The following is a 21,871-nucleotide window of genomic DNA, read 5'->3' as shown; positions in this document are numbered from 1 at the left end:
ACCGGGATTAGAAGTCCGTGGGGGCACCTCCCTCGGATTTTCGCCGCGCGACAAACTCCGCCAGCTCCTCGCGCAGAGCGGGATCCAGCGGTGGAGCCTCAAACCGGGCGATGATCTCCTTGAACAGGTTATGGGCGCGCTGCGGGGTCCAGATGGCGCCTGCCGCCTCCCAGGCCTCGTAATTGCGCCAGTCGCTCAGATAGGGCTGGTAAAACGCGGTGCTGTAGCGGTCCTGAGTGTGCTGGATGCCAAAGAAATGGCCGTCGTTCCCGACCTCGCGAATGGCGTCCAACGCGATATCCTCAGGGCCGGTCCCAATGATCTCAGGCTGCATATAGCGCTGTATCTGCTGGAGAATTTCGCAATCCATGATGAATTTCTCGGGGCTGGCGATCAGCCCGCCTTCCAGCCAGCCCGCCGCGTGATAGACCATATTGGTGCCGGACTGCACCGCCGCCCAGAGCGAATTGGAGGTCTCCCACATCGCCTGCCCATCAGGCACATTCGCCGCGCAGACACCGGAGGATCGCATCGGCAGCCCATAGTAGCGCGCCATCTGCCCGGTCATCTGGGTCGAGCGCATATATTCCGGCGTGCCAAAGGCCGGGGCGCCGGACTTCATATCCACATTGGAGGTAAAGGTGCCGATCACGCAGGGCGTCCCCGGGCGCACATATTGAAACAGGGCAATGGCCGACAGCGCCTCCGCGATGGATTGCGCAACTGCACCGGCCATGGTCACCGGCGCCATCGCCCCCGCCAGGGTAAAGGGCGTCACGACAATCGCCTGACCACGGCGCGCCAGCCGCAGACAGCCGTCGATCATCGGCTGGTCATGTTTCAGCGGCGAGGTGGAGTTGATGTTGGTATACATATGCGGACGGGCCTCGAACTCCTCATGAGTAATCCCTGCGGCGATGCGCACCATCTCCATCACATCCTCGACCCGCTCCTTGCCCAGCGAATAGGCGTGCATCGCCTTGTCGGTCAGCGTCAGCTTGTCATAAACCACGTCCAGATGCCGCACCGAGGCATGGATATCCACGGGTTCCACCGGGTAGCCACCGGCAAAATGAATGCAGTTGAAATACTGGGTCAGCTTCAGCAGGTTCTGGCACTGCTCGCGGGTGCCTGCCACCTTCGCATTGAGCGACATGTCCCAGTAGTTCGGTGGCGAGGAGACATTGCCGAACAGCAGGTGATTGCCGCCCACCGGCAGGCTATGGTTCGGGTTGCGCGGGGTGATGGTGAACTCAGATGGTGCCTTGGCGATCATCTCCATCACGAACTCACGATCCAGATGCACGCGGTCGCCGACCACCTTGCAACCCGCTTCCCTGAAGATCGCAAGCGCCTCATCGTTGAGGAACACGATGCCGATCTCTTCCAGGATCCGCATCGCGCCGTCATGGATCGCCGCAACCCCCTCAGGCCCCAGCGGTTCCACCGGGCGGTCGATGTTGCGCGGAATCGACCAGGGCATCTGTTCGATCACCGCATCGCCGCGCCGGGCAGCTGCCCCCGCGCGCCCACCACCGCGCCGTCTGGATCTGGTCTCGGATGTCATGGCGGCCCTCCCCTGCTGTCATCCAGCCGCAGCAGACACATTGAGATGCGCCCGACCGCCGGCTCATGTCTCTCAGCAGGCCCTGTTCACACCGGGCAGGAATGCCTGTTCCCGACAGGTTTTGTCGCTTTTCAGCGCCAAACCGTCTCAGAACACATATTTCTGGGCATATGTGTCCAGTCCGTCAAACCCTGACCGCCGGTCAGCGATCCAGCCAGGCCGGGATATGGCCAATATCCGGCAGGACCACATCGGCATGCGCTTCCAGCTCCGCCGCCCCGGCAAGGCCGGTCAGAACCGCGATCCGTCGCATCCCCGCCGCCGCACCGGCCTCCAGATCGTGCAGGCTGTCGCCCACCATCGCCGTCCGCTCAGGTGCGATCCCGGTGGCGGCGCAGAAGGCCAGCAGCGGATCGGCATCCGGCTTTGCGCCATGGCCGCTGTCGAACCCCGCCACAAAGGCAAAGCGATCCAGCACACCGACGCGGCTCAGCTGCGATTTGGCCGAGAGTTCCGCATCATTGGTCATCACCCCAAGCACCTTGCCCCGCGCCAGCAGATCATCAAGGAAGGCCGCCAGCGGCACCGCCTCTGCAAGCTCTGCCGCCCCGGCGCTTTCAGCCATGTAACGCTCCAACGCATCCAGATCCATCGTCGACACATATGGCGCCAGAGCCTCGGCAACCTGTCGATTGGTCGAGGCGATCACCAGGCTGCTGGGCAGGATCTCTCCGGTCTGAAGATCAAAGTCGATGGCCGCCGCCATCGCCTGCAACCGCTCGGCATCGCCGTCCGACAGCAGCTCCAGCATCCGCCGGGTCCAGCGGTTCCAGGTCTCGGCAAAGTCGAACAGGGTTCCGTCCTTGTCGAACAACAGGGCATCAACGGGCATGGGCTCTCCTAGATCAAAGCTCTGTTTCATCCCGCGCCCTGACATCAGCGCAACGGGTCAGACGCGGAACGGTTGCCCGCAGGCTGCCGGAGACGTCGCCCGAGTCATAGGCGATTGCCACGCCCCACGCCAGAGCGCGGCAGCACCGCCCAGATCGCCTGGTTCAGAGAGGTTAATCAAACCGGTTAACACCGCGCCCACCGGCTGCGCACGTCAGCGTCACATTCCCGCCATCACAGCCATTGCAGACCTGCCGTCCCGGCTGGGAGTCGTGGCTGGGCGTCGCTGCCGCGTGGCTCAGGTCCAATGCACCTGCGAACCGCCGGGCAACGCCATCCGCGCCTGCATCGGTTGATCATAGGCCAGCCCGACACTGTCGCAGAACTGCATGACCCAGGCGTCATCCATGGTCAGAAAATCAAGGACGGACCCCAGAAACTCGGGATTTGCGGCCTGATCGCGCAGATCCGCCTCGCTCGCTCCGGTTGCGCCCAGAAAAACCGGCAGCAACTCATCATTGCCCGCCAGCCAGGCAAGCGCTTTTAAGCCCAAAGTCTCGGCTGCATCGGCGGAAAATAGCATATGGGCACACATTCCTGACACTTCGCTGTCAAATTGATGAAAATACGAAAGGGTTTGTTAACCAGTCTCATTAAAACTTGAGTCAATTCCAATGCAAGGGGCGAAAGGGCACCACGTGCAGGGCACTATCCTCATCATCGACGGGGTTGCGACCAACCGGATCATGCTAAAGGTCCAGCTGTCCGCCGCCTATTACCGGGTGGTTCAGGCCGAAACGGTCGCCGATATTGCCAAGACCGCCAGACGCTGCCGCCCCGACCTGATCCTCAGCGCGATGTCACTGCCCGATGGCGAGGCGATGGATGTGAAACAGGCGCTGGCCGCAGATGACCAGCTTGCCGAAATCCCGATGATCGCCATTGATCGCGACAGCGACGCCGACCGCCGTCTGGCCGCTCTCAGCGCCGGCATCGACGACGTGCTGTGCCAGCCGCTCGACGACACCATGCTTCAGGCCCGCATCCGCAGCCTGCTGCGCGCCAGCAGCACCCAGGAAGAGCTGCATCTGCAACAGGGCGGCTCGCATGGCTATGCCCTTCCCCTGTCCAGCCCGCATATCAGCGCCGGTCTGAGCGGCGCCCATGTCGCGCTGGTCACCGAACAGACCGCCACTGCGGTCTACTGGCAGGCGCAGCTCGCGCCGCGGGTTCCCTACCACCTGTGCAACCACCAGTTCAGCGCGGTGCATCCGCTGATGCGCGAACCGGTGCCGGATGCCATCGTGATCGAACTCGGCCGCAATACGCTGGCGCAGGGCCTGCGCCTGCTGGCCGACCTGCGCGCCCGCGCCGCCACCCGGAAATCCGTCGTCATCGCTGTCGTCCACCCCGCCGATCCCGCCATCGCCGCAGAAGCTCTGGACCGGGGCGCTCATGATGTGCTCCAGTCCGGGTTCGATGTCGCCGAACTGGCGCTGCGACTGGATAGCCAGCTGCGCAACAAGGCGCGGATCGACCAGCTGCGCGACAATCTGCGCAACGGGCTGCGCGCCGCCGTCGAAGACCCGATGACCGGCCTCTTCAACCGCCGCTATGCCAAGCCATTTCTGGAGCGCGTCGCGCAGACATCGGCCAAGACCGGCGAGACATTTGCCGTCATGCTGGCCGATCTGGACCACTTCAAGCAGATCAATGACCTCTACGGCCACCCGGTTGGTGACGCCGTGCTGATCGAAGCGGCCAAGCGCCTGCAGACCGCGCTGCGCCCGGTAGACCTGCTCGCCCGCATCGGCGGCGAGGAATTCATGATCGTGATGCCCGCGATCGGCGAGGCCATGGCCGAGGCCGCCGCCAGCGATCTCTGTAACCGGATCAACAGCAAGCCGTTTCACATCGCCGGTGTCGAGACACCGATCTATGTGACCATCAGCATCGGTGCGGTGATCGGCGGGCGATCGACCCCGGCAGATCAGCACAGCCGCACCGCGCTGTCGCCTCAGGATCAGGACAGCGCCGTCAGCGCCCTGATCACCAATGCCGACCGGGCGCTTTACGCGGCCAAACATGCCGGACGCAATCAGGTCTCGCTCGCGGAGCTTGCCGCCTGACGCAGTCCACCACGGCTCCGGGACTTCTTGCGGGGCAAACGGCTCAGAGATATCCGCGCGGACCATGGCGCGGCGCAGGACACAGACCACGACCACCAGACACGGGACAGTGTTATGGGCGCCAGCGGCCACAGACCGGGACAACCCGGCAGGCCACTGGCACAGACGCAGGCAGGACCGGCCGAGCAGCCAAAGGGTCCAGAAACATGAAACGGGGCAGCGATCCTCTCACTGCCCCGTTTGGTATGGTTGCAATTCGACGAGGTGCTATATCCCGGTCATACGCACCTCATGCCTGTTAGCCTGCGCAGCAATGGCTCAATGCGGCCACCGGCGCCGACGCGGATGTTTGATCCGCTGTTCCAGATTGTCGGCATAGGCCGCCCGTTCGACCGGGCTCATCGCCACCACCTGATCCAGCCAGGCCGCCTGCACCGAGCGCTGGAACCCATGCCGCCGCTCGGCGTGTTCATCCAGCATTCCGCTCAGCGCCTCGGCATCAAAGGGGTCGGCCCGCAGCAGATCCACCACCTTGCGCCCCTCGGCCTGACGCCGTCCCTGATAGCTGCCGTGCTCGCCTTCTGCCGCTTTGCGCAGGCTACGGCGGGTCTCGACCTCCAGATCCCGGAACAATATCGCGCCCACCGGCGGTGGCATCCCGGCAGCGGCCCTGCCGCCCGCAAACCGCCAGGCGGCCCCGCCCACAATGCCGACAATCACCAGGTTCAGCGCCAGAGAGGCAATCAGAAGCCAGCGCATCCAGCGACGCCGCTCAGGTCTGGGGGGTTCGTTGGTCATTCCATCTCCTCGCTCAGCACCACCGCCAGATCGTAACTGTCATCCGGCAACGCATCCTCACTCATCTCCAGCCCGGCAAGGCTCACCGGGTCGGGCAGGAACGACGGCGGCGCCAGCCCGATCCACAACCCCGCCGCGCCCGCCACGCTAAGGCCTCCTAGGGCAGGCCATCCGCCCAGCCCGGCCAGCAGATCCCGCAGCCCGGCAAAAATCCGGTCGCGCATATCAGCGGGCTCAGCCGCCAGATCCCCCACAGGCACGCTGCGCTGCAGGATCGCCGCCTGCGTCGCCTGTGCATCGCTCAGGATCGCGCGCTCCAATGCCGGGGGCAGCGCCATCGGTGCGGCGGTTCGCGCCTCGGCAAACAGATCGTCCAGCACCAGCTCCGCAGCATCCAGCGCCGCCGAATCCAGCTCATGCAGCGCATCATCGCCCATATCCGCGGGCGCAGTTTTTCCAGTTTTATCAACCATCACTATACCCCAGTTCAGCCCGCCGCCCGGCAAGAAGAGCCGCCAGCGCCCGCTTGCCCCGCGCGGTCAGACTTTCGACCGCCTCGACGCTGATGTCCATGATCCCGGCAATTTCCGGGTTCGGCAGATCCTCAATGTGGCGCAGCACCACCGCCTGCCGCTGACGCTCCGGCAGCTGCATCAAAGCCGCCTGCAAAGCATCCTGCCGCGCGCCATCCTGCATCTTCTCTGCGGCGGATTTCGACGGATCGGGCGGATCGGGTATCGCATCCAGATCCACATGCCCCCCGCGCAGGCGGCGCTTGTGATCGATACAGAGGTTCATCACCACACGGTAGAGCCAGGTCGACAGCCGCGCCCGTCCGGGTTCCCAATGTTCCGCCTGTCGCCACAGGCGCACCATTGCCTCCTGGGCGATATCCTCGGCCTCGGCCCGGTTGCCCAGAACCCGCATCGCAACCCCTAAGGCCCGAGGCGCCAGCCGCGAGGTCAGCAAACCCGCCGCATCGCGGTCGCCCGCCGCAAATCGGATCAGCAAGGCGCCATCGGGATCATCCAACACAGGACCATCCGCAGCGCCCGCATCAGCCGCCGCCTTGACGTCAGGCGGTGACATCAGCGGGCCCTCATCACGGGCCCGCTGCAGGGTATCGGCAGAATTATGCACCTGTCGTATCGGATCAGTTCTGTTCCGTCCCGCTGTCCTGCGCCCCGGCGCGTGGTCGGTGACCAGCGCCATGGCGGTCACGGAGCTTTGCCCGGGCAGCTTCGAATTCATCCTTGCTGATTGCACCATCGTCATTGGCATCGGCGCGGTCAAACATCTTTCCGATCCGGCGCGGTTTCGGCAACTCATCCAGGCTCAGCGCGCCATCCTTGTCGGCGTCCATCCGCTCCAGCATCGCTGCGGCACGGGTCTTGGCACGGGCCTCGGCAGCCTTTTCCATCTCCGCCAGCGTCAGCTTGCCATCGCCATCCGCATCCGCCGCAGCAAAGCGCGCCTCGCGCAGACCTTCCATCTCGCTCCTGGTGACCTGACCATCACCATTGGTGTCCATCTCCTCAAAGCTCATCCGTGGACCATGCCCGCCCTTGCCCGCAAACCCTGGTTTGGCGATCGCACCGGTGGCCCCGATCAGAGCTCCGACAGCAACAACAGCGGCAATAAAATTGGTATGCTTCATATCTGCGCGTCCTCTTGCAGCAGGCAGCCCCATGCTGCCGATCACAGAAACAAAACGCAGCCCCATCCGGGTTCCGTCGCAAAAACTTCAAAACCGTCGCAGAAAGCTTCAACCGTCCATTGCACTGAAGCACTTGGCAGCGCAGTCTTGCGGCATGCCGACGCACTGTGGCGCACTGCCTCTTTAAACTTATGGGAGAAACGCTCAGATAAGCGGACAAAAGATAGGATTTGTCATGACCGAGTCATCTGTGGCCCTTTCGGCCGATATTCAATCGAACGATCAGGAAGACCGCCCCACCATGCCCGCGGTTCTGCGCGGCTGGCGGTGCAAATGCCCCAACTGCGGCGAAGGCAAGCTGCTGCACTCCTATCTGAAGGTGAACGACAGCTGCTCCAACTGCGGGCTTGATCTCACCCATGCGCGCGCCGATGACGGCCCGGCCTATCTGACCATTCTGCTGGTCGGCCACATCATGGCCCCGCTGCTGCATGTGGTCTATTTCACCTGGCGGCCCGAGCCGATGGTCACCTTCACGGTGTTCTCGCTGGGCTGTTTGCTGTCCTCGCTGTTCCTCCTGCCACGGATGAAAGGCATCGTGATCGCCTATCAATGGGCACGCCGGATGCACGGCTTCGGCAAGGACAGCTGATCCCGAAAATCGACAGGAAGACCCAGACATGAGCAAATCGCCCAGCCCGGCCCAGGCAACCATGGACACCGGCTACGCCGATGCCGCCACTGCCCGCCGGGACACAACACCGATCCGCAACGCCGCGACAATTATCGCCGTGCGCGACCGGATGGGCGACGACCCTCAGGTGCTGATGGGGCAGCGCGGGGCAAAGGCCGCCTTCATGCCCAACAAGGTGGTCTTTCCCGGCGGCGCCGTCGATCCGGGCGACGCCGATGTGCCGCTCGCCAGCGCCCTGCCGCCCCTCTGTCGCGAACGGCTGACGGAGCAGGCGCAGGAGGATCTGCATCACGCCCTTGCCGCCGCAGCCATCCGCGAGCTGTGGGAGGAAACCGGCCTCATCCTCGGGCAGCCCGGCAGCTGGCCGACAGCCCCCACCCCCGACTGGGTCGAATTTGCCGCGACCGGTCATCTGCCTGCCGCCGAGGCGCTGCAATTTGTCTTTCGCGCCATCACGCCCCCCGGTCGCCCGCGCCGCTTTGATGCGCGGTTCTTTCTGGTGGATGCGGCGCATGTCAGCAGCGATATCGACGATTTCTCCCGCGCCTCGGATGAGCTGTCGCACCTGCAATGGATCCCGCTCAGCCAGGTGCGCACCTATGATCTGCCCTTCATCACCGAGGTGGTGCTCGCCGAGGTCACCCGCCGCATCCGCCAGGAAGGCCCGCCCGCAAGCGTGCCGTTCTTTCGCAATGATGATGAATCGAGCCATTTTCTGCGGCTGAACGGCTATCCGATGCCGCAGGACGGCTGACCCCCGGCCAGTTGCCTTGCCCGCACGATCGCTCAGATCGCCAGCAGCAGTGCCAGAATGGACAGGATCAGCAAGCCCATGCCCAGGATTTCCCGGCGCGTGATCTGTTCCCTGAAAAACAGCACCGATGCCAGCAGGGACAACAGCAATTCGATCTGTCCCAGCGCCTTTACATAGGCCGCGTTCTGCAGGGTGAAGGCCCAGAACCAGCAGAAGGATCCCGCCATGCTGGTCAGGCCCACCCAGATTGCCACCCGCCGCGCCGCCCAGACCCGCGCGATTTCGCCCGGCTCCCGCCACTTCAGCCAGACCAGCATGAACAGCGTCTGCAGGCTCACCACAATGGCCAGCGTGACCCCGGCACGAAACGCAGGCGCCAGCGCGTCAAGCTCAAGCGAGGCGGCGCGGTAGCTCACCGCGGAAAAGGCAAACAGCACCCCCGATCCCAGCCCCAGCAGCGACGCCGGACTGGACAGATGCCGCCACCACGGCCCCTTGCTTTCGGGCGTCTTCGACAGCACCAGCACCGCGCAGAGGCCGATGACAATGGCCAGCCAGCCCAGCGGCGTGATCTGATCGCCCAGCACCACCAGCCCCACCAGCGCGGTCTGAATCACCTCGGTTTTCTTGAAGGTGATGCCCACGGCAAAATTGCGCTGGCGAAACAGCGCCACCACGCAGACGGTCGCAAGGATCTGCGCCGTCCCGCCAATGGTGGCAAACACCCAGAACCGCCCGGTCAGCGCGGGCATCCCCTGCCCCGATATCGCCAGATAGGCCAGCAATCCGGCCCAGATCACCGGCGCCGAATAGACAAACCGGGCAAAGGTCGCGCCGGCCGACGACAGCGTGACGCTGCTCAGCACTTTTTGCAGCATGAAGCGAACCGTCTGGAAACTGGCCGCGGCGATAGCGATGGGGATCCACAATGTCATACCGCCCTTATGGGGCGCTATCGGCGCTCTGACCAGATCGGATGTGCCACCGGATCCTTTGCGCGCAGCGCATATCGGCGCAGGACCGCGCCATAAGACGGATAGGCATAGCCTTCGTTGCGCCTGAGAAACTCCGCGCGCCGACTTCGGTACAGCTTCGGCAACGCGTACCAGGGCACCCCCGGATGGCTATGGTGCACCACATGCAGGTTGTTGTTCAGAAACAGAAACCCCAGAACACCGCCCCGCTCGATGATCACCGTGCGCGCCGCCGGGCTGACATGGGCGCGATGCTCCAGAAAGGTGCGGATCTTCAGGATCGCAAGCCCCAGATAGGCCGCCAGCAGATAGGCCCATAGCGGCAGCGCGCTCTGTCCCACCAGCCACAACGTCAGCCCAGCCCCCAAGATATGCAGCAGCCAGTCGCGCAGCACTGCCATGCTCCCGCCCCGGATCAGCCGCCAGTCCGCCACCATAATACGGATCTGCCCCAGCAGCGGCCCCAGCAGCACCCGCCCCAGAAGCGTGTTGTTCACCCGCAGCAGCAGCCGCGCCGGCAGCCCCAGCCGCCGCCAGCGCGCCGGATCCAGGTAATTGCTTTCGGGATCATCATAAGGATCGGTCAGCCGCTCATCCCGGTGATGCGCCAGATGGGTGTCGCGAAACCGGCCATAAGGAATGGCAAGGTTCAGTGGCAGCGCCATCAGCGCCTCGTTCAGCGCCCTCAGGCGGAACGGATGCCCATGCAGCGCCTCATGACAAAGCGAGGAATGCAACGTGATCAGACAGGCCAGAACCGGCACCGCCAGCCAGACCGATAGAGGTGGCAGCCAGATCAGTGCCGCGCCCCAGACCGCGTAACAGCCGAGCATCAGCCCCAGCGTGCCCCATTCGACCCGCCCCGGATTAAGCACGAAACGGTCTAGGCCAGCGCTGCGGGCGGTATGCGGATCAGACATGCCGCCGCCCCCAGCCCACGCCTGCCCAGACCCGTTCATAGATCACATAGCACAGGAACCCGACGCAGCTGTTCAGGATCGCAAGCCTGCCGCCCAGCCCGGCAGATCCGGTCACCAGCCAGCCAACGCCTGCCATCATTATCAGGCCAAGCAGGTTCCAGATCACCGCCTTCGCCACGGATCGCGCCCGCGTTTCCATCCGCATCCTCCTGTTTTTCCGGCTCCCCTCAGGCCTACCCCGGCGCGACACGATGCAGAATTCGGAATATGATTAACAAAATTCAGCAATGGTGATAATAATCACCACATGATTGAAATTCTGGACAAACGGCTGCGCGCCGAACAGTTCCGCCTGCGTCTCAACCGCGCGCTCAGCGACAGCGGCCTCAGCCAGAGCGCGCTGGCCCGCGCCATCGCCGTCGACCGCTCCACCATCTCGCAACTGCTGACCGACGCCGGCGCGCGGCTGCCGAACGCCCATGTGGTCGGCGCCTGCGCCGCGGCCCTCGGCGTCTCTGCCGACTGGCTCCTCAGCCTGTCGGACCGCCCGGAGAACGCCGCCGATCTGGTGGCCGCCAGCCTGACGATGACCGCGGCCCCCCGCGCGCTGGTGGATGAACGTATCTTTGAATGGCACCAGGAGGCACAGGGCTACAAGATCCGCCATGTGCCCGCCGCCCTGCCCGACATGCTGAAAACCCGCGCCCTGCTGGAATGGGAATATGCCCCGCATCTGGGCCGCACCGCCGATCAGGCCATCGGCGCGTCGGAGGATCGTCTGACATGGATGCGCCAATCAGCCTCCGATTATGAAATCGCCATGCCCATCTATGAGCTGGAGAGCTTTGCTCAGGGCGTCGGCTACTATGAGGGGCTGTCGGCAGAGATCCGGCGGGAGCAGCTTACCCACTTTGAACGCCTCTGTGAGCAACTCTACCCCCGCCTGCGCATCTATCTCTTTGATGCCAAGCGGCTTTATTCCTCACCGATCACCATCTTCGGCCCGCTCCTAGGGGTGTTCTATGCCGGCTCGCATTATCTGGCCTTCCGCGACAAGGAGCGGATTGCCACCTTCACCAGCCATTTCGACAATCTGGTGCGCGAGGCGGATATCACCGCCCGGCAGCTGCCGGGACGGCTCAGAGCGCTCAGCGCCGCGATCAGCAGCGGTTCCACCTAACACCGAGGGCTGCGCCTGCCTTGCAGCCGGGCAGAACATTTCACCGTTGGGCAAGCGTTTCCGCCCGCCACTCCACCGTCACAGCTTCGGGTCCGGATTCTCCGTGTGGCCATCAACCGCAATCACCTGCCCCGATACCAGCCGCGCCGCGTCCGACCCCAGAAAAACCGCCATATTGGCAATATCGCTGGCCTCCACAAACCGTCCCATCGAGGTGCCGGAGGCATAGCCCGCATAGACCTCATCCCGGGTCATGCCCTTGGCCGCCGCCTCGCGCTCCAGCACCCCTTCCATCCGCGGCCCTTCCACCGCGCCGGGACAGATTACATTGGCGCGGATGCCAAAGGGGCCAAGCTCCATCGCCAGCGTCTTCATCAGGCCGATGACCGCCCATTTGGCCGAACAATAAGGCGCCCGGTTCGGATAGCCGTATTGCCCTGCGGTGGAGGATGTCACGATGATCGACCCGGCCTTTGCCGCCTTCATCAAAGGTGCGGCGTATTTCGCCGCCAGAAAGCAGCCCTCCAGATTGACGCTCACGCATTTGCGCCAGTCCTCCAGCGCAATGTCTTCGATCAATGCGGTCGGCCCGGCGATCCCTGCATTGGCACAGAGCACATCGAGCCCGCCCCAGGCGTCAGCGATCTCCGCAAACAGCGCCTTGACGCCCGCCTCATCGGTGGCATCCACTGCCGTCGCCCTCCAGCCCTCCGGCACGTCTGCCAGTGCGACGGCGCTCACATCCGTGACCCAGACCTGATGGCCGGCGGCGGCAAAGCCCTCGGCCATGGCGCGGCCAATTCCTGACCCGCCGGCGGTGATCAGAACCCGGCTCATGCCCGAAACCTCACCGTGGCGCGCCGATGGCGCGGCCCAGCCCGTCCGGCGCGGGCAATGCGGAATGCGCCTCGGCCAGCTTCACCAGATTGGCCTCGATATGCGGCGCAGGCGGGGCAGAGCGGCGGGTCGCAAGATCCACATGCAGCAGCATATGCTCGCCGGTCGCCAGCAGACGCTCGCCCGAATACATTTCGTGCCACAGGTGCATCTTCTTGCCAGCGCCCATGATCACCCGTGTCCGCACCTGGATCGGATCGCCCGCGTGCACCTCGTCGATGTGGCGGATATGGGTCTCGGCGGTGAAATAGCTGCCGCCACTGGCGATATACTCCGCATTGCAGCCGATGATCATCATCAGCCGGTCGGTGGATTGCGCAAAGGCATCCAGGTACCGGCTCTCGGTCATATGGCCGTTGTAATCGGTCCAATCCAGCGGCACCACGCGGCTCTGGGTCAGAACCGGCTGGCTCAGGTCTTTCAGGTCTTCGATCCGGCGCACCAGCCCGGCCTCGCCCTCGCGGTTCAGGTCATGACTGTTCTGCAGCGCGCCCGCACCCCAGTTGTTTGCGCCCAGCGCCCGCATCATGCCCACCAGGTTGTCATCCCGGTGCCGCTCCAGCTCGCGGATCGAATACTGGCCGGACTGTTCGTCCGACTGGCCCGCGATCAGGTCCACCAGCTCATCGGTGAACTCCGGAACATCCATCAGCTTGGTCCAGGGCCAGCTGAGACACGGGCCGAACTGCGCCATGAAATGCTTCATGCCCGCCTCGCCGCCCGCAACCCGGTAGGTCTCAAAGAGGCCCATCTGCGCCCAGCGGATGCCAAAGCCGTAGCGGATCGCGTTGTCGATCTCCTCGGTGGTGGCGATACCGTCCTTGACCAGCCACAGCGCCTCGCGCCAGACCGCCTCCAGGAACCGGTCGGCCACATGGGCGTCGATCTCTTTCTTCAGGTGCAGCGGGTACATGCCGATCTCGGTGATGATCGCCTTGGCCCGGTCGACAACACCCGCCGGGTTGGCCCCGGTGGTGACCAGCTCCGCCAGCGGCAGCAGGTAGACCGGGTTGAACGGATGCGCGACCACGATCTGACCGGGGTTCTCGCGCCCGTCCTGCAATTGTGACGGCTTGAAGCCCGAGGTGGAGGAGCCGATCACCGCATCCGGCGCGCAATGCGCCTGCAGCTCGGCATAGACCTTCTGTTTCAGGTCCAGCCGCTCCGGCACGCTTTCCTGGATCCATGCCGCGCCGTCCACAGCCTCCGCAATGGTGTCATGGAAGGTCAGGCTGCCCTCCGCAGGCAATGCCACATTGCCAAGGCCGGGCAAGCTCCGGCGGGCATTCCCCAGCACTTCGCCGATCTTGCGCTCCGCTTCCGGGTCCGGGTCGAACACCCGCACGTTCCAGCCATTCAGCAGGAACCGCGCGGCCCAGCCGCCGCCGATAACCCCGCCGCCGATGATTGCTGCTGTTTTCATGTGATGTCCTTTCGGAACCGGCCGTTTCTTCTGGCCTGAAATATCCTGGGGGTTTGGGGGCTAGCCCCCAAGTCCGCCGCTACAACTCGGCTCAAACGCCGCTCAACCCGCCACCGGTGCGCGTTTCACCAGACCCAGCTGCTCCCGCACGTCCTGCGGCCCCATCACGCGGGCCCCCATGTTCTCGATGATGGTGCCCGCCCGTTCGACCAGCTGCCAGTTTTCCGCCAGCTGCCCTTTGCCGAGCCACAGGTTGTCCTCAAGACCCACCCGCACATTGCCGCCCGCCAACACGGAGGCCGCCACATAGGCCATCTGATCGCGCCCCAGCGAGAACGCCGACCAGTCCCAGTCACCCGGCACATTATTGACCATCGCCATGAAGGTGTTGAGGTCATTGGGCGCGCCCCAGGGGACCCCCATGCACAGCTGGACCAGCGCCGGGCTGTTCAGCACGCCTTCCTTCACCAGCTCCTTGGCGAACCACAGATGACCGGTGTCGAAGGCTTCGATCTCCGGCTTCACCCCCAGATCGGTCATCATCTGGCCCATGGCGCGCAACATGCCCGGCGTGTTGGTCATCACGTAATCGGCCTCGGCGAAGTTCATCGTGCCGCAATCCAGCGTGCAGATCTCCGGCAGGCACTCCGCCACATGCGCCATCCGGGCGGTGGCGCCGATCATATCGGTGCCAGCCTCGCTCAGCGGCAGCGGGTTTTCGGTGTCGCCAAACACCATGTCACCGCCCATGCCCGCTGTCAGGTTCAGCACCACATCGACATCCGCATCGCGGATCCGCTCGGTCACCTCGCGGTACAGATCCAGCCGACGGCTGGGGGCACCGGTCTCGGGATCACGCACGTGGCAATGCACGATCGCCGCCCCGGCCTTGGCCGCCGCAATCGCGCTATCGGCAATCGCCTGGGGTGATCTGGGCACATGCGGGCTGCGATCCTGGGTGCTGCCAGAGCCGGTCACGGCGCAGGTGATAAAGACGTTTTTGGCCATATTCAGAGGCATTTTGGTTTTCCCCTCGATGTACAGGGTTGTGCCCGAGTTATCCCCAAGCCTGCCCCCAGATTCCTGTTTGTGTTGCTTTCAACAGTGCCGCAGCCTTGGTGCACCCACTAGTCAACATGCGAATCGAACTTGATGAAATCCGCAAAAAACATCCTCCAGCCCGAGAATCAGCCGCTAAAAACCGCTGTTTTGGTGCTTGATGAGAGCAATACGCTGTCCTTCGCCGCTGCCGTCGATCCGATGCGCGCGGCCAATCGGCTGGCAGGTCGCGGCGCATTCGACTGGGACTATGTCACCGCCACCAGCGAGCCTGCGATGCTGACCAGCGGCCTCTCGGTGCCCGGCATCCCGCTGGCCCGGCTGCAAAGCTGCGAATTGCTGATCGTGATCGCCGGCTTCCAGCTCGCGCGCCATGCGACCCCCAGCCTGCTCGCCGGTCTGCGCCGTCTGGCGGCAGGTGGCGCGACCATCGCGGGCATCGACGGCGGCCCCTGGCTTATGGCCGAGGCCGGTCTGCTGGACGGCCACCCCGCGACGACACATTGGGAAGATCTGGACAATTTCGCCAGCCGCTTTCCGGGCGTGCAAAGCCGCAACGACCGCTTCACCCTCTCCGAGGGGCGGATGACCTCCGGCGGGGCGACCCCGGCGATCGAGATGATGCTGCATATCATCGGCAGCCGTCATGGTGCGGGCTTTGCCTCACGCGTGGCCGGCCTGTTCCTCTACGATGGCCCCGGCTCGACCGAACGGCCACAAAGCCGCCTTGGCAGCTCCAGACATTCCTCGCTCACGGCACGGGCCAACGCCCTGATGGAGGCCGCGCTGGACGATCCCAAACCGCTCAGCGAGATTGCCGAGGAACTGGGAACCAGCACCCGCAGCCTGCAACAGCAGTTCCGCCTGCGGCTGAATACGACGCCGCAGGACCATTATCTGCAACTGCGTCTGGCCGAGGCACGCCGATTGGTGACCGACACCGATCTGCCGATCATGGAGGTCGCGCTGGCCACCGGCTTCAACTCGCAGTCGAGCTTTGCCCGCGCCTTCCGCACCGCCCATGGCATCACCGCGCGCGAACTGCGCCAGACCAGCCTCGCAACCGCCGCAACGCCACGTCTGGCGGCAAGCAAACCGCTGTTCAGCCAAGCCCCCCTGTCGCAGGGCCAGACCACGCTGCGCCAGAGCGGACCGCTGCCACGGCACTCAACCGGTTCTTACTGACTGAGCCTTTTGCAGATCAGAACGGACGCCCCGGCGGGCGTGCCCGTTCTGCCAGCAGCACCGCCAGATCAATAAGGCATCGGATGGGCGCGATGGGCCGCGTCGATCTCGTCCATCACCTCCGGCGACAGCGTCAGATCATCGCCCGCCAGCGCGTGCTCCAGCTGCGGCAGCGTGGTGGCACCCAGAATGGCCGACGCCATGAACGGCCGGGTATGGCACCAGGCCAGCGCCATATGCACCGGGTCCAGACCATGGCGCGCGGCAATCTCCAGATAGGCAGCTACCGCCGGATAGACCCGCGGCGTATCACGCCCGCCCAGTTCCGGGTTCAGCGTCTTGCGGGAGGCCTCAGGCACCGCACCATCCTGATATTTCCCCGTGAGCAGGCCCGTTGCCAGCGGTGAAAATGCCAGCAGCCCGACGTCCTCATAGGCGCTCAGCTCCGCCAGATCGGTATCGTATAGACGGCACAGCAGCGAGTATTCATTCTGGATCGAGGCCACCCGTGGCCCGCCCATCTCCTCCGCCAGCCGCAGCCAGTGCGCCGTGCCCCAGGCGCTTTCGTTGGACAGACCAAAGGCGCGGATATTGCCCTTGTCCACCTGCGCTTTCAGCGCCTCCAGGCAGCCGGCCATATTGTCCAGCACCTCGGCCCGGTCATCGCCACCCGGATCATACTGCCAGTTCTTGCGGAACATGTAGCTGCCCCGATTGGGCCAGTGAAACTGATAGAGGTCGATGTAATCCGTCTGCAGCCGCCGCAGCGATCCCTCGATGGTGGCCGGAATGGTCTCTGTGGTGATCGCAGCGCCATCGCGCACCGCCTGCAACCCCTCGCCGGAATGTTTGGTCGCCAGGATGTAATCCCCGCGCCGCCCGCTGCGGGCATTCCAATTGCCGATGATCGCCTCGCTGTCCCCGATCGTCTCGGCGCTGATCGGATTCACCGGGTACATCTCGGCGGTATCCAGAAAATTCACCCCCGCCGCCAGCGCCAGGTCGATCTGCGCATGGGCGTCAGACTCATCCGTCTGGGTGCCAAAGGTCATGGTGCCAAGACAGATACGCGACACCTCCATACCGGTGCGGCCAAGCGGGTTCTTTTTCATTTCGCGCAGATCCTTCGTGTTGCAACTCGCAACAGACCCTAGCCCACCCGCGGCCCAGTGCAACCAGATCGCCTCCGTCGTGCATCAGGGCGTTAACCTTTCATGCACAATCCAGACGTGAAACGCGATGGATATGATATGATTAAAATTGTCGCAAATCTAGAAAAGGAGAGTGACAACATGACGTTCTCTATGTCCAAAAGCTACAAAGACCTGATCGCAGAAGCTGAAGCCATCGTGGTGTCGATTTCCCCGGCAGAGGCGGCAGATCTGCATGGCCGTGACGACAGCCTGTTTGTCGACCTGCGGGTAATCCGCGAAGTTGAACGCACCGGCGTCATCCCCGGCGCCCTGTCCTGCCCGCGCGGCCTGATGGAGTTCTGGATTGATCCCTCCAGCCCCTACCACAAACCGGTCTTTGCCGAGGATCGGGCCTTCATCTTCTATTGTGACAACGGATGGCGGTCGGCCCTGGCTGCCAGCACCGCGCTGGAAATGGGATTGCAGCGGGTGGTCTTTTTGAAAGGCGGCTTTGATGCCTGGATCGCCGACGGGGGCGATGCCATCCCTTACAAGTGGTAAATACCGGCTGATACCGGACAAGCGGTGCTTGTCACCCCGCGCAAAACCCGGCAGCCTGTGCCTCTGACAGCCAGAGGGAGCACAGCATGCCGCAAACCATCACAAAAGGCGTCAAGGCGCTCCTTGACGAGGCCAACGCCGTCGTGGACACCCTGTCCGTGGAGACCGCAAAAGAGGCCATCCATGATGACGCCTATGCCTTCATCGACCTGCGCGATATCCGCGAATTGCAGGCCAGCGGCATGATTCCAGGCGCCTTTTCCTGCCCGCGCGGGATGCTGGAATTCTGGATCGACCCGGACAGCCCCTACCACAAACCGGTGTTCAATCAGGACAAGACCTATGTCTTCTACTGTGCCAGCGCCTGGCGCTCCGCGCTGGCCGCCAAGGCGGCGATGGAGATGGGGCTCGGACCGGTGATGCACCTTGAGGGCGGTTTTACCGCATGGAGCAAGGCCGGCGGCGAAATCGCCCAGCGCGACGACTGACCCGCACCCCACCTGCGCCGGAATGACCTGCACCGGAATAACCCGCGCCTGACAGGCCTGCGCGGCAAATCTGCCGCGCCGCTGCACAATACGACATTCCTGACCGGCAAATGTCGGAAACACCCGTGCAATCCCGCGGCGCAGCGGTCATGACTGGCCATTATGCGGATGATGATTTCCTTTGCGGCGCTGTTTCTTTCGGTGATCCTGTTGCAACTGTCGACCGGCGGCGTTGGCCCGCTGGACGCGATCTCTGGCCTGACGCTTGGCTTTGACAAGGAGCAGATCGGCTTTCTCGGCTCGGCGCATTTCCTTGGCTTTTTTGTGGGCTGCTGGTGGGTGCCGCGCCTGATGGGCAATGTCGGCCACAGCCGCGCCTTTGCCGTCTGTACCGCGCTCGGCGCCATGGGGCTGATCGGCCACACCCTGACCGAGGATCCAATGGCCTGGGCCGTGATGCGCATGGCCTCCGGCCTCTGCGTTGCGGGCTGCTACACGGTGATCGAAGCCTGGCTGAACGCCAAGGTCACCAATGAAAGCCGTGGCCGCGCCATGGGCACCTACCGGATCGCGGATCTCTCCGCCTCGCTCGCGGCGCAGCTGCTGATCGCGGTGCTGCCGCCCGCCTCCTACGTGTCCTACAACCTGCTGGCTATCCTCTGCTGTGCCGCGCTGCTGCCGCTCACCATGACCAAAGCGAGCCAGCCGGAGATCCCCGACGCCCCGCGCCTGCGCCCGAAACTGGCCTGGGCCTGCTCGCCACTCGCCGTCGCGGGGGTGATCGTCGCCGCGCTCAGTTCAGCCTCCTTCCGTATGGTGGGGCCGATCTACGGTCAGGAGGTCGGTCTGGAGGTCGGCCAGATCGCCTTCTTCCTCGCCACCTTTGTTCTGGGCGGCGCGCTGGCGCAATATCCGCTCGGCTGGCTGGCCGACAAATACGACCGCCGCTGGGTTCTGATCTGGCTGTCGGTGGTGGCGATCCTGTCCTGTGGCGTCACCATGGCGGCCAGCGGCATGGGCACATTGGCGGTGATGGCCTCTGCCGCCTTCTTCGGTTTTACCACCATGCCGATCTTCTCGGTCTCGGCCGCACACGCTAACGACTTTGCCACCTCGCAGCAGCGCGTCGAACTCTCCGCCGCGCTGATGTTCTTCTACGCCCTTGGTGCCATCGCCTCGCCGCTGATCACCTCGGCGCTGATCGAAAACTACGGTCCCGGCGCGTTGTTTGCCTTTGTCGCCGTGGGCCACCTTGGGCTGATCGTCTTTGGCCTGCTGCGGATGCGCGCCCGCCCCGCCCCTGAGGATCGCACACGTTATGTCTATGCGCCGCGCACCTCCTTCACCATTGGCCGCCTGCTGAAACGCTCCCGCGAGCGCCGCTAGCCCACCGCGACCCGATACGGGAAAATGGCGGCAAAGCGCACCACGGGGTTTTCGGCGGCAGCGCCATGCGCTAGACGGGCCAGCAGAGCTTTAGTTGGATGGATGATATGGCGCGCTTTCTCATTACCTCGGCGATCCCCTATATCAACGGGATCAAGCATCTGGGCAATCTGGTCGGCAGTCAGCTGCCCGCAGATCTCTATGCCCGCTACCAGCGGGCGCGCGGCCATGAGGTGATGTTCCTCTGCGCCACCGACGAACACGGCACCCCCGCCGAACTGGCCGCCGCCAAGGCAGGCAAGCCGGTGGCGGAATACTGTGCCGAAATGCACGAGGTCCAGGCCGGTATTGCCAAGGGGTTTGGCCTCAGCTTTGACCACTTCGGCCGTTCCTCCAGTGCGCAGAACCATGCGCTGACCCAGCATTTCGCAGGCAAGCTGGCCGAACAGGGCCTGATCCGAGAAGTGACCGAAAAACAGGTCTATTCCCACGCCGACGGCCGCTTCCTGCCCGACCGCTATATCGAAGGCACCTGCCCCAACTGCGGCCATGAGAAGGCGCGCGGCGACCAATGCGAGGAATGCACCAAGCAGCTGGACCCGACCGATCTGATCGACCCGCGCTCCGCGATCTCCGGCTCCACCGATCTGGAAGTGCGCGAGACCAAGCACCTGTACCTCTGCCAGTCGCAGCTGAAGGACCAGCTGGATGCCTGGATCGACTCCAAGAAGGACTGGCCGGTCCTCACCACCTCGATTGCCAAGAAATGGCTGCATGACGGCGACGGCCTTCAGGACCGCGGCATTACCCGCGATCTCGACTGGGGCGTCCCGGTCAAGAAAGGCGATGAAGATTGGCCCGGCATGGAGGGCAAGGTGTTCTACGTCTGGTTCGATGCCCCCATCGAATACATCGCATGCGCCAAGGAATGGGCCGACGCCAACGGCAAGACCGACGCCGATTGGGAACGCTGGTGGCGCACCGACAAGGGCGCTGAGGACGTCAAATACGTCCAGTTCATGGGCAAGGACAACGTCCCCTTCCACACCCTCTCCTTCCCGGCCACCATCCTTGGCTCGGGTGAGCCTTGGAAGATGGTCGACCACCTCAAATCCTTCAACTACCTGAACTATGACGGCGGCCAGTTCTCCACCTCGCAGGGGCGCGGTGTGTTCATGGATCAGGCGCTGGACATCCTGCCCGCCGATTACTGGCGCTGGTGGCTGCTGAGCCATGCGCCGGAAAGCAGTGATTCCGAATTCACCTGGGAGAATTTCCAGCAATCGGTGAACAAGGATCTGGCCGACGTGCTGGGCAACTTTGTCAGCCGCATCACAAAATTCTGCCGCTCCAAATACGGCGAGGCGGTCCCCGCAGGCAATGACTACGGCGAGGCCGAACAGGCGCTGATTGACGAAATCAGCACCCGCGTCACCGCCTATGAGGGCCATATGGCCGCCATGGATGTGCGCAAATCCGCGCAGGAGCTGCGGGCGATCTGGGTCGCAGGCAATGAATACCTGCAATCCGTAGCCCCCTGGTCCGTCTTCAAAACCGACCCCGATCAGGCCGCCGCTCAGGTGCGTCTGGGGCTGAACCTGATCCGGCTCTATGCGGTGCTGTCCGCCCCCTTCATCCCCGACGCGACCGAGCGTCTGCTGGCCGCCCTTCAGACCGAGGATCGCAGCTGGCCCGACGATGTGGCCGCCGCCCTCAGCGCGCTGCCCGCAGGTCATGCCTTCACCGTGCCGGAGGTGCTCTTTGCCAAGATCACCGACGAACAGCGCGAAGACTGGCAGGAGCGCTTCTCCGGCACCCGCGACTGATCTCAGGGCCGCGCCCCGTGACAAAGACCAAGGCCGCTCCACCGGGAGCGGCCTTTTTCGTCAGATGCGGGCTATTCCGCCCGGCACCGCCACCACCCACACCTGCGCGCTGACAAAATATCAAGGCGCGCAAAAAACCTTAATCTGACTAAAAAAGTCAGGTTGACGATTCCGATTAAATCAGTCAGGTTTAGCGCAGTTCAGCCAACCTGTGATTGTGCAGCCAGCCCGACTGATAGCAATTCAACCGAGATCGTCCAGTGTCGTTTCTTCTGCAATTCTTTTCCCTGCGCCACCGCCCCGCCGAGGGTCGGAGCATACCGCACAGCCTGAACGCCTACGGGCTGCC

The 21,871-nt window shown here is 63.9% G+C and carries 23 protein-coding genes; 9 read left to right on the top strand and 14 right to left on the bottom strand.

Annotated features, from left to right (window positions below; translation table 11 throughout):
- Positions 1-7: 7 nt before the first annotated feature.
- The 3 genes from WLQ66_RS03215 to WLQ66_RS03205 form a co-directional block, all read right to left on the bottom strand.
- Positions 8-1,567 carry a trimethylamine methyltransferase family protein gene (locus tag WLQ66_RS03215; RefSeq protein ID WP_340544943.1) on the bottom strand — a complete coding sequence of 520 codons (1,560 nt, stop codon included), beginning with the start codon at positions 1,565-1,567 and terminating at the stop codon, positions 8-10.
- Between the two features lie 202 nt (positions 1,568-1,769).
- Positions 1,770-2,459 carry an HAD family hydrolase gene (locus WLQ66_RS03210; RefSeq protein WP_340544941.1) on the bottom strand — a complete coding sequence of 230 codons (690 nt, stop codon included), beginning with the start codon at positions 2,457-2,459 and terminating at the stop codon, positions 1,770-1,772.
- Positions 2,460-2,756: 297 nt separating this feature from the next.
- Entirely contained in the window at positions 2,757-3,041 is a 285-nt protein-coding gene (locus WLQ66_RS03205; RefSeq protein WP_340544939.1) for a DUF3572 domain-containing protein, read from the bottom strand.
- A gap of 115 nt (positions 3,042-3,156) precedes the next feature.
- Here WLQ66_RS03205 and WLQ66_RS03200 point away from each other — a divergent pair, with 115 nt between their 5' ends.
- Positions 3,157-4,587 carry a diguanylate cyclase domain-containing protein gene (locus tag WLQ66_RS03200; protein ID WP_340544937.1) on the top strand — a complete coding sequence of 477 codons (1,431 nt, stop codon included), beginning with the start codon at positions 3,157-3,159 and terminating at the stop codon, positions 4,585-4,587.
- A gap of 318 nt (positions 4,588-4,905) precedes the next feature.
- On the opposite strand, the gene WLQ66_RS03195 is transcribed toward WLQ66_RS03200, so the two are convergent.
- From WLQ66_RS03195 to WLQ66_RS03180, 4 genes are all read right to left on the bottom strand, one after another.
- Positions 4,906-5,385, bottom strand: a complete 480-nt coding sequence (locus WLQ66_RS03195) for a periplasmic heavy metal sensor (RefSeq protein ID WP_340544935.1) — start codon at positions 5,383-5,385, stop codon at positions 4,906-4,908.
- Positions 5,382-5,858, bottom strand: coding sequence for a hypothetical protein (locus tag WLQ66_RS03190; RefSeq protein WP_340544933.1), 477 nt, complete (start codon positions 5,856-5,858; stop codon positions 5,382-5,384). The genes WLQ66_RS03195 and WLQ66_RS03190 overlap by 4 nt, the downstream gene beginning before the upstream one ends.
- Positions 5,851-6,474, bottom strand: coding sequence for an RNA polymerase sigma factor (locus WLQ66_RS03185; protein ID WP_340544931.1), 624 nt, complete (start codon positions 6,472-6,474; stop codon positions 5,851-5,853). Before WLQ66_RS03185 ends, WLQ66_RS03190 begins: the two co-directional genes overlap by 8 nt.
- Positions 6,475-6,538: 64 nt before the next feature.
- A complete protein-coding gene (locus WLQ66_RS03180) occupies positions 6,539-7,042 on the bottom strand; it encodes an EF-hand domain-containing protein (RefSeq protein WP_340544929.1) in 504 nt (167 codons plus the stop codon).
- A gap of 235 nt (positions 7,043-7,277) precedes the next feature.
- Here WLQ66_RS03180 and WLQ66_RS03175 point away from each other — a divergent pair, with 235 nt between their 5' ends.
- Positions 7,278-7,694 carry a DUF983 domain-containing protein gene (locus WLQ66_RS03175; protein WP_340544927.1) on the top strand — a complete coding sequence of 139 codons (417 nt, stop codon included), beginning with the start codon at positions 7,278-7,280 and terminating at the stop codon, positions 7,692-7,694.
- A gap of 28 nt (positions 7,695-7,722) precedes the next feature.
- Positions 7,723-8,490 (top strand): NUDIX hydrolase, encoded by a 768-nt coding sequence (locus WLQ66_RS03170; protein ID WP_340544926.1) that lies wholly within the window; start codon positions 7,723-7,725, stop codon positions 8,488-8,490.
- A 32-nt stretch (positions 8,491-8,522) separates the two neighbouring features.
- On the opposite strand, the gene WLQ66_RS03165 is transcribed toward WLQ66_RS03170, so the two are convergent.
- From WLQ66_RS03165 to WLQ66_RS03155, 3 genes are read right to left on the bottom strand one after another with little or no spacing between them, the layout of a single operon-like run.
- Entirely contained in the window at positions 8,523-9,425 is a 903-nt protein-coding gene (locus WLQ66_RS03165) for an EamA family transporter (protein ID WP_340544924.1), read from the bottom strand.
- A 17-nt stretch (positions 9,426-9,442) separates the two neighbouring features.
- On the bottom strand, positions 9,443-10,384 hold the full coding sequence (locus WLQ66_RS03160; protein ID WP_340544923.1) for a fatty acid desaturase: 942 nt from the start codon (positions 10,382-10,384) through the stop codon (positions 9,443-9,445).
- On the bottom strand, positions 10,377-10,583 hold the full coding sequence (locus WLQ66_RS03155; RefSeq protein WP_340544921.1) for a DUF2061 domain-containing protein: 207 nt from the start codon (positions 10,581-10,583) through the stop codon (positions 10,377-10,379). The genes WLQ66_RS03160 and WLQ66_RS03155 overlap by 8 nt, the downstream gene beginning before the upstream one ends.
- Positions 10,584-10,691: 108 nt before the next feature.
- Between WLQ66_RS03155 and WLQ66_RS03150 the strand changes: the two genes are divergently transcribed.
- The gene (locus WLQ66_RS03150) at positions 10,692-11,564 is read left to right on the top strand and encodes a helix-turn-helix domain-containing protein (protein WP_340544919.1); all 873 of its coding nucleotides are present in this window, start codon (positions 10,692-10,694) and stop codon (positions 11,562-11,564) included.
- A gap of 78 nt (positions 11,565-11,642) precedes the next feature.
- On the opposite strand, the gene WLQ66_RS03145 is transcribed toward WLQ66_RS03150, so the two are convergent.
- The 3 genes from WLQ66_RS03145 to bcoG form a co-directional block, all read right to left on the bottom strand.
- Positions 11,643-12,401, bottom strand: coding sequence for an SDR family oxidoreductase (locus tag WLQ66_RS03145; RefSeq protein WP_340544918.1), 759 nt, complete (start codon positions 12,399-12,401; stop codon positions 11,643-11,645).
- 10 nt (positions 12,402-12,411) lie between these two features.
- Positions 12,412-13,884, bottom strand: coding sequence for a carnitine 3-dehydrogenase (locus WLQ66_RS03140; RefSeq protein ID WP_340544916.1), 1,473 nt, complete (start codon positions 13,882-13,884; stop codon positions 12,412-12,414).
- 102 nt (positions 13,885-13,986) lie between these two features.
- Positions 13,987-14,904 carry a 3-dehydrocarnitine:acetyl-CoA trimethylamine transferase BcoG gene (gene bcoG, locus WLQ66_RS03135; protein WP_340544914.1) on the bottom strand — a complete coding sequence of 306 codons (918 nt, stop codon included), beginning with the start codon at positions 14,902-14,904 and terminating at the stop codon, positions 13,987-13,989.
- Positions 14,905-15,036: 132 nt separating this feature from the next.
- On the opposite strand from bcoG, the gene WLQ66_RS03130 reads away from it, so the two are divergent.
- Entirely contained in the window at positions 15,037-16,128 is a 1,092-nt protein-coding gene (locus WLQ66_RS03130; protein ID WP_340544913.1) for a GlxA family transcriptional regulator, read from the top strand.
- A 68-nt stretch (positions 16,129-16,196) separates the two neighbouring features.
- Here the strand turns inward: WLQ66_RS03130 and WLQ66_RS03125 are convergent, their stop codons facing one another.
- Positions 16,197-17,240, bottom strand: a complete 1,044-nt coding sequence (locus WLQ66_RS03125) for an aldo/keto reductase (protein ID WP_340544912.1) — start codon at positions 17,238-17,240, stop codon at positions 16,197-16,199.
- Between the two features lie 180 nt (positions 17,241-17,420).
- Here WLQ66_RS03125 and WLQ66_RS03120 point away from each other — a divergent pair, with 180 nt between their 5' ends.
- The 4 genes from WLQ66_RS03120 (at position 17,421) to metG (ending at position 21,522) form a co-directional block, all read left to right on the top strand.
- Positions 17,421-17,822: a rhodanese-like domain-containing protein gene (locus tag WLQ66_RS03120; RefSeq protein WP_340544911.1), complete on the top strand. Its 402-nt coding sequence runs from the start codon at positions 17,421-17,423 to the stop codon at positions 17,820-17,822.
- 86 nt (positions 17,823-17,908) lie between these two features.
- Positions 17,909-18,310 (top strand): rhodanese-like domain-containing protein, encoded by a 402-nt coding sequence (locus WLQ66_RS03115; protein WP_340544910.1) that lies wholly within the window; start codon positions 17,909-17,911, stop codon positions 18,308-18,310.
- Between the two features lie 162 nt (positions 18,311-18,472).
- Positions 18,473-19,696 carry an MFS transporter gene (locus WLQ66_RS03110; RefSeq protein WP_340544909.1) on the top strand — a complete coding sequence of 408 codons (1,224 nt, stop codon included), beginning with the start codon at positions 18,473-18,475 and terminating at the stop codon, positions 19,694-19,696.
- A 107-nt stretch (positions 19,697-19,803) separates the two neighbouring features.
- Positions 19,804-21,522, top strand: coding sequence for a methionine--tRNA ligase (metG, locus tag WLQ66_RS03105; RefSeq protein ID WP_340544907.1), 1,719 nt, complete (start codon positions 19,804-19,806; stop codon positions 21,520-21,522).
- The last annotated feature ends 349 nt before the right edge of the window (positions 21,523-21,871 follow it).

It is taken from the genome of Phaeobacter sp. A36a-5a (assembly GCF_037911135.1).
Taxonomy (GTDB): Bacteria; Pseudomonadota; Alphaproteobacteria; order Rhodobacterales; family Rhodobacteraceae; genus Phaeobacter; species Phaeobacter bryozoorum.
Note: the sequence above shows the minus strand (reverse complement) of the source record. Positions and strands in the feature narration are given on the sequence as shown.

What these genes read in the sequence shown, in the direction of transcription:
- WLQ66_RS03215 (WP_340544943.1), bottom strand. Translation starts at nt 1,567, where the DNA reads ATGACATCCGAGACCAGATCCAGACGGCGCGGTGGTGGGCGCGCGGGG.
- WLQ66_RS03210 (WP_340544941.1), bottom strand. Translation starts at nt 2,459, where the DNA reads ATGCCCGTTGATGCCCTGTTGTTCGACAAGGACGGAACCCTGTTCGAC.
- WLQ66_RS03205 (WP_340544939.1), bottom strand. Translation starts at nt 3,041, where the DNA reads ATGCTATTTTCCGCCGATGCAGCCGAGACTTTGGGCTTAAAAGCGCTT.
- WLQ66_RS03195 (WP_340544935.1), bottom strand. Translation starts at nt 5,385, where the DNA reads ATGACCAACGAACCCCCCAGACCTGAGCGGCGTCGCTGGATGCGCTGG.
- WLQ66_RS03190 (WP_340544933.1), bottom strand. Translation starts at nt 5,858, where the DNA reads ATGGTTGATAAAACTGGAAAAACTGCGCCCGCGGATATGGGCGATGAT.
- WLQ66_RS03185 (WP_340544931.1), bottom strand. Translation starts at nt 6,474, where the DNA reads ATGTCACCGCCTGACGTCAAGGCGGCGGCTGATGCGGGCGCTGCGGAT.
- WLQ66_RS03180 (WP_340544929.1), bottom strand. Translation starts at nt 7,042, where the DNA reads ATGAAGCATACCAATTTTATTGCCGCTGTTGTTGCTGTCGGAGCTCTG.
- WLQ66_RS03175 (WP_340544927.1), top strand. Translation starts at nt 7,278, where the DNA reads ATGACCGAGTCATCTGTGGCCCTTTCGGCCGATATTCAATCGAACGAT.
- WLQ66_RS03170 (WP_340544926.1), top strand. Translation starts at nt 7,723, where the DNA reads ATGAGCAAATCGCCCAGCCCGGCCCAGGCAACCATGGACACCGGCTAC.
- WLQ66_RS03165 (WP_340544924.1), bottom strand. Translation starts at nt 9,425, where the DNA reads ATGACATTGTGGATCCCCATCGCTATCGCCGCGGCCAGTTTCCAGACG.
- WLQ66_RS03160 (WP_340544923.1), bottom strand. Translation starts at nt 10,384, where the DNA reads ATGTCTGATCCGCATACCGCCCGCAGCGCTGGCCTAGACCGTTTCGTG.
- WLQ66_RS03155 (WP_340544921.1), bottom strand. Translation starts at nt 10,583, where the DNA reads ATGGAAACGCGGGCGCGATCCGTGGCGAAGGCGGTGATCTGGAACCTG.
- WLQ66_RS03150 (WP_340544919.1), top strand. Translation starts at nt 10,692, where the DNA reads ATGATTGAAATTCTGGACAAACGGCTGCGCGCCGAACAGTTCCGCCTG.
- WLQ66_RS03145 (WP_340544918.1), bottom strand. Translation starts at nt 12,401, where the DNA reads ATGAGCCGGGTTCTGATCACCGCCGGCGGGTCAGGAATTGGCCGCGCC.
- WLQ66_RS03140 (WP_340544916.1), bottom strand. Translation starts at nt 13,884, where the DNA reads ATGAAAACAGCAGCAATCATCGGCGGCGGGGTTATCGGCGGCGGCTGG.
- bcoG (WP_340544914.1), bottom strand. Translation starts at nt 14,904, where the DNA reads ATGCCTCTGAATATGGCCAAAAACGTCTTTATCACCTGCGCCGTGACC.
- WLQ66_RS03130 (WP_340544913.1), top strand. Translation starts at nt 15,037, where the DNA reads ATGAAATCCGCAAAAAACATCCTCCAGCCCGAGAATCAGCCGCTAAAA.
- WLQ66_RS03125 (WP_340544912.1), bottom strand. Translation starts at nt 17,240, where the DNA reads ATGAAAAAGAACCCGCTTGGCCGCACCGGTATGGAGGTGTCGCGTATC.
- WLQ66_RS03120 (WP_340544911.1), top strand. Translation starts at nt 17,421, where the DNA reads ATGACGTTCTCTATGTCCAAAAGCTACAAAGACCTGATCGCAGAAGCT.
- WLQ66_RS03115 (WP_340544910.1), top strand. Translation starts at nt 17,909, where the DNA reads ATGCCGCAAACCATCACAAAAGGCGTCAAGGCGCTCCTTGACGAGGCC.
- WLQ66_RS03110 (WP_340544909.1), top strand. Translation starts at nt 18,473, where the DNA reads ATGCGGATGATGATTTCCTTTGCGGCGCTGTTTCTTTCGGTGATCCTG.
- metG (WP_340544907.1), top strand. Translation starts at nt 19,804, where the DNA reads ATGGCGCGCTTTCTCATTACCTCGGCGATCCCCTATATCAACGGGATC.